General features: G+C 73.9%; 3 protein-coding genes. 1 reads left to right on the forward strand and 2 read right to left on the reverse strand.

From position 1 onward, the window contains the following. Together AC0CYZ_RS02210 and guaB are read right to left on the reverse strand one after the other, a co-directional pair. Nucleotides 1-995: GuaB3 family IMP dehydrogenase-related protein (locus AC0CYZ_RS02210; protein ID WP_472211899.1), on the reverse strand; the 995-nt coding region annotated here is incomplete at its 3' end. A gap of 16 nt (nt 996-1,011) precedes the next feature. Further along, a complete protein-coding gene (guaB, locus tag AC0CYZ_RS02215; RefSeq protein WP_472211902.1) occupies nt 1,012-2,517 on the reverse strand; it encodes an IMP dehydrogenase in 1,506 nt (501 codons plus the stop codon). A gap of 137 nt (nt 2,518-2,654) precedes the next feature. Between guaB and AC0CYZ_RS02220 the strand changes: the two genes are divergently transcribed. Further along, a complete protein-coding gene (locus tag AC0CYZ_RS02220) occupies nt 2,655-3,041 on the forward strand; it encodes a DUF5319 domain-containing protein (RefSeq protein ID WP_472211905.1) in 387 nt (128 codons plus the stop codon). Nucleotides 3,042-3,079: the final 38 nt, after the last annotated feature.

A 3,079-nucleotide genomic window follows, 5' to 3' on the forward strand; every position in this document is an offset into this window, starting at 1 on the left:
TCGGTCCCGTGCTGGGGCACCCGGGCGACGGCGGAGCGGGGCAGATTGGGGTGCGCGGCCGCGGAGGTCCAGTACCAGCCGCCGCCCGGCGCGTCGTCCGCGCCCGCGAGCTGCTCGCCGAGCATCACCGCGTCCGCGCCGCACGCGATGGCCTTCGCCATGTCGCCCGAGGTCGCCATCCCGCCGTCGGCGATGACGTGGACGTAGCGCCCGCCGGTCTCGTCGAGGTAGTCGCGGCGGGCGGCGGCGGCGTCGACCAGCGCCGTCGCCATCGGCACCCCGATGCCCAGCACGGCGTCGGTGGACGTGGACGCCGCCTGCCCGTAGCCCACGATCACGCCGGCTGCGCCGGTGCGCATCAGGTGCATCGCCGTGCGGTAGTCGCCGACGCCGCCCGCGACGACCGGGATGTCGAGCGACTCGATGAAGTCCTCGAGGTCGAGCGGTGACTCGCCTCCCTCGCCCTCCCCGGCGACGTGCTCGGCCGAGATGATCGTTCCCTGCACCACGAGGATCTCCACGCCGGCCGAGAGCAGCGTCGGGGTGAGCTCGCGGGCGTGCTGCGGGCTGACGCGTGCGGCGAGGGTCACCCCCGCCCCGCGCACCCGCTCGAGCGCCTCCGTGAGCAGGTCGGGCTGCACCGGGGCGGCGTGCAGACGCTGGAGCTCGCCGAGGGCGGCGGCCGGATCGGTGGCCGCGCGCTCCGCGATCTCGGTCAGCGCCTTCTCCGGCTCGCCGTGCCGCGCCCAGAGGCCCTCGGCGTTGAGCACGCCGAGCCCGCCGAGCTCCCCGACGCGGACCGCGCTCGCCGGGGACACGACGGCGTCGGTCGGGTGTGTGAGCAGCGGCAGGTCGAAGCGGTAGGCGTCGAGCTGCCAGCCCGTGGACACCGCCGACGACGACCGCGTACGCCGCGACGGGACGATGTCGAGGTCGTCGAAGGTGTAGCTGCGTTGGGCGCTGCGGCCCCGGCCGATCTCGACCTGCTCGCGCATGGTGCCCTCTCTGGCCTCAGCGACCCCCGTAGTTCGGGGCGACCGCCGTCATCGTCACGTGGTGGGGGTGGGACTCGGCGAGGCCGGCCGCGGTGATGCGCACCATGTGCGCGGACTGCAGCTCGGCCGTCGTCCGCGACCCGGTGTACCCCATCGCCGCCCGCAGACCGCCGACCAGCTGGTGGGTGACCTGCGTGAGCGGGCCCCGGAAGGGTACGCGTCCCTCCACGCCCTCGGGCACGAGCTTGTCGTCGGAGAGCACGTCGTCCTGGAAGTAGCGGTCCTTCGAGTACGAGCCCTGCTGGCCGCGGGTCTGCATCGCGCCCAGCGATCCCATCCCGCGGTAGGTCTTGTACTGCTTGCCGTCGACGAGCACGAGCTCACCCGGGGTCTCGGCGGTGCCCGCGAGCAGCGACCCGAGCATCACCGTCGACGCGCCCGCGGCGATCGCCTTCGCGATGTCCCCCGACGACTGCAGTCCGCCGTCGCCGATCACCGGCACCCCGGCGGGCGTCGCCGCCGACGCGGCCTCGGCGATCGCGGTGATCTGCGGGACGCCGACGCCGGCGATCACGCGCGTGGTGCAGATCGAGCCGGGCCCGACGCCGACCTTGACGCCGTCCGCGCCCGCCTCGACGAGGGCCTGCGCCCCGGCGCGCGTCGCGACGTTGCCCCCGACGACGTCCACCCGGTCCCCGAGCTCCTGCTTGAGCTTGGCGACCATCGCGACGACGGCGCGGGAGTGCCCGTGCGCGGTGTCGACGACGAGGACGTCGACCCCGGCGTCGGACAGCGCCATCGCGCGGGTCCACGCGTCGTCCCCGACACCCACCGCGGCGCCGCAGAGCAGCCGGCCGTCGGGGTCCTTCGTGGCCATCGGGTACTGCTCGGTCTTGACGAAGTCCTTGACGGTGATGAGCCCGCGCAGGATGCCCGCGCCGTCGACCAGGGGCAGCTTCTCGACCTTGCGGCGACGCAGCAACCCGAGCGCGGCCTCCGCCGTCACGCCCACCTGCGCGGTGACGAGGTCCGAGGACGTCATGACCTCGCGGACCTTGCGGGTGTGGTCGACCTCGAAGCGCATGTCGCGGTTGGTGATGATGCCCACGAGACGGCCCGCGGGGTCGGTCACCGGCAGGCCCGAGATCCGGAAGCGGGCGCAGAGCGCATCGACGTCGGCGAGCGTGTCCTCGGGCGAGCAGGTCACCGGATCGGTGACCATGCCGGCCTCGGAGCGCTTGACCACCTCGGCCTGCGCGGCCTGCTCCTCGGCGGGCAGGTTGCGGTGCAGCACGCCCATGCCGCCGTGGCGGGCCATGGCGATCGCCATCCGCGCCTCGGTCACGGTGTCCATCGCCGAGCTGACCAGCGGGATGCGCAGCGTGATGTTCCGCGAGAGGCGGGCCGACGTGTCGGCCTCCGAGGGCACGACGTCGGACTCCGCGGGCAGGAGGAGGACGTCGTCGAACGTCAGACCGAGCAGGCCGTACTTCTCCGGTACGCCAGGGTCCGTCAGCACCATGCCCCCGATGCTAGTCGTGCCCCGGCGGTGATCCCCGTCGCAGCGGCGGAGGCGGAGTCGATCAGCGCACGTCGGCGAGGTCCGGACCACCTCGGGGCCCCGCCGGCGCGGGGCCGGCGACCGGTAGGTTCGGGGGCGTGCCGTACGAAGCCCTGCCTCCGGACCCGTTCGCGGGTGACCCCTCGGACCCCTCCCGGATGCTCGACGCGCTGCACGACGTCACGGCGCCCGAGGACCTGCCGCTGGACGAGGAGGAACGCGACGAGGTCGTCGCCGACCTCGGCGACCTCGCGGTGTTCCAGGCGCTGCTCGCTCCCCGGGGGATCCGGGGCGTCGTCGTGGACTGCGAGGACTGCGAGGAGCAGCACTTCCACGACTGGGACCTGCTGCGCGCGAGCCTCCAGCAACTGCTCGAGGAGGGCCACATGCGCCCCCACGAGCCCCCGTTCGACCCGGACCCGGCGTCCTACGTGACGTGGGAGTACTGCCGCGGGTTCGCGGACGCGACGCTCGCGGAGCAGTAGCAGCTCGGTCATCCCGCCCCACGAACGACGACGGGCCC

The organism is Actinomycetospora sp. (assembly GCF_055612215.1).